The organism is Rhodococcus sp. EPR-147, assembly GCF_001647185.1.
GTDB lineage: Bacteria > Actinomycetota > Actinomycetes > Mycobacteriales > Mycobacteriaceae > Rhodococcoides.
The window spans coordinates 1-2,558 of the sequence record NZ_LVCU01000215.1 but is presented as its reverse complement, the minus strand read 5'-3'; the positions used below and the strand labels follow the sequence as shown (position 1 = coordinate 2,558).

Annotated in this window: 2 protein-coding genes and 1 pseudogene; all 3 read right to left on the bottom strand. The window is 66.6% G+C overall.

Annotated features, from left to right (window positions below; genetic code table 11):
- A pseudogene (locus tag A2J02_RS27220) lies at positions 1-628 on the bottom strand (LCP family protein); the annotation flags it as partial.
- Between the two features lie 118 nt (positions 629-746).
- Entirely contained in the window at positions 747-1,886 is a 1,140-nt protein-coding gene (gene dusB, locus A2J02_RS10510) for a tRNA dihydrouridine synthase DusB (protein WP_068049864.1), read from the bottom strand.
- Between the two features lie 136 nt (positions 1,887-2,022).
- Positions 2,023-2,558, bottom strand: a 536-nt coding sequence (locus tag A2J02_RS10505) for an acyl-ACP desaturase (protein ID WP_197477994.1), incomplete at its 5' end; no start/stop codon positions are given.

Below are 2,558 nucleotides of genomic sequence, written 5' to 3'. Positions count from 1 at the left end.
CGCCGTATTGGCCTTCGGCGTCGACGACGTCGGTCGAATCGGGATCGAGTGCGGCGACCTGGAGAAATCCCTGATCGGTGTTGCGGAGATATCCCCACACCACTCCGGTCAGGGCCACCGCCAGGATCGCGACGAGAGAGACCAGGCTTCGGCCGATCATCCGCACCCGACGGCGTCGACGCACCCGGCTCATCGCCAACCGTGTCAGAGCCGGGCGATCCGTTGCGGGCGCACCCACCGGTTCCGGTGCCGCGTGCGGCGGCGGAGTCGGCGGTACTGCTCGGGCAGGCGGGGGAGTGGAATCGGTGATGGGGGCGATGACCTCGGTCGGCTCTTCGACCTCGGGACGGTCGTCCGGCACCCGCCGCGTCGATCCCGAGCGGGACATCTTGTCCACCAACTCGGCGACCGAGACGGTGTCGGCGTTACGCGGCGATCGTTTGCCGAGCCTGCCACTGTCCCCGGGCTGCGGCGGTTGCTCCTCGTCCGGCGTTGCAGGCTGCTCGGAGTGAGGTGGGCGCTGCCCCGACCGTCCGATTGAGCCGGTTTGTCTGATTGAAGACAGCGGGCGCTCCCATGGGGCGCGACCCTCGGGCACAGACGGGCCCGACTCTCGATCGTCTCCCACGAATTCGAACCTGGCCTTCCATCACACGCACACGCCGCCTGCTCGGCGATCCCAGCCATAGTACTGACTCGAGCGGCATGGTCCACTCGTGCGAGGTCGGCGGCTGGTCAGCTGCAAATCAGCCGCCGGAGTGCATCAGGTCGGCACCGGCGGGCACGCAGACGTCCTCGGGATCGTCGAGCCAACCGTCGGGCAGCGACACCGCGCCGGGTGAGCCCTGTCGACCACGGGGGCCCTCGGCGTCCTTGGGAAACGGAACGGTCGGATCGAGTTGCGCCAGAAGGTCGTCCAGCTCGGTCAAGGTCGAGACCAATGCCATCGAGACTCGAAGGTCGGATCCGGCCGGGAATCCGCGCAGGTACCAGGAGACGTGCTTGCGCAGCTCTCGCAGGCCCTTCTTCTCGCCGTGATGCTCGGCGAGCAACTCGGCATGCCGAGCGATGATGGTGGCCACCTCGCCGAGGGTGGGTGGAGTTGGTTCGGGTCGACCGTTGAGGCGGGCGCTGAGTTCGGCGAACAGCCAGGGCCTACCGAGGCAACCACGCCCGACGACGACGCCGTCGCAGCCCGTCTCCGCCATCATGCGGACCGCGTCGGACGCGGAGAAGATGTCGCCGTTGCCCAGGACCGGGATGCCGGAGACATGTTCCTTGAGTCGAGCGATCTCGTTCCAGTCGGCGGTTCCGGAGTAACGCTGCGAGGCGGTTCGGGCGTGCAGGGCCACCGCCGCTGCGCCCTCGCCTGCGGCGATTCGTCCTGCATCGAGATGAGTGTGGTGGTTCTCGTCGATGCCGACGCGGAACTTGACGGTGACGGGAATGTCGGTGCCCTCGGTGGCCTTGACGGCAGCCGCGACTATGCGGCCGAACAGGTTTCGCTTGTAGGGCAGTGCGGCACCGCCGCCTTTTCGGGTGACTTTCGGAACCGGGCAGCCGAAGTTCATGTCTATGTGGTCGGCCAGATCGTCGTCGACGATCATTTTCGCGGCGGCGTACGTGGTGTCCGGATCGACGGTGTAGAGCTGCAGCGACCGTGGAGTTTCGGTCGGGCCGAACGTCGTCATGTGCATAGTGGCCGGCTGCCGTTCGACGAGCGCTCGCGCTGTGACCATCTCGCAGACGTACAGACCCGAGGTACTGCCGGCCCGCTCCAGCTCCTGCTCCCGGCACAGGGTGCGGAACGCCACATTGGTGACGCCGGCCATCGGTGCGAGGACGACGGGGCTGCGCAACTCCAGCGAGCCGATCTGCAGTGTCATGAGGGAAGCCTTTGGAACGGAGGGAACGTGATCATGGTGACATCGGTGGGCCGGGGACAGCGGTCGGAAGACAGATCCCGGAAAACAGTGGTGCCCGGCACCGAAGTCGGTACCGGGCACACCAGCCGATCTGAGCTTACGACGCGCGTGCTTCGGCCTTCGCGCGTTCGCGGGCGAGGGACCGATCGCGCATCTCCTCGAACTTGGTGGCCTGCCGCTCGAGGTCTTCGAGGAATGCGGCGAGTTCTTCGCGCTTGTTCTCACCGCGTGCGGTGAAGTCGTTGCGCTCGAAGACGCTCCACTTGCGCAGGACCGGCCAGACGACGTCCTCGAGGTGCTGACGCAGGTCGTAGATGCCGTGCTTGGCCATCAGTACACCGTTGCGGCGGAAGTTCGGCATCCCGGCACCGGGCATGACGAAGTTCGTCACGATGTCGGAGACCGCGTCGAGGGTCTGGTCGGGAGCGATGTCCATCGCTGCGCCGGTGATGTTGCGGTAGAAGATCATGTGCAGGTTCTCGTCGGCGGCGATGCGCTGGAGCATCCGGTCGGCGATCGGATCGTCGCAGACCTTGCCGGTGTTGCGGTGTGAGACGCGGGTGGCGAGTTCCTGGAAGGTCACGTAGGCGACCGAGTGCAGCAGACCCGTCTGCGATCCTGCCGGTGAGGCGA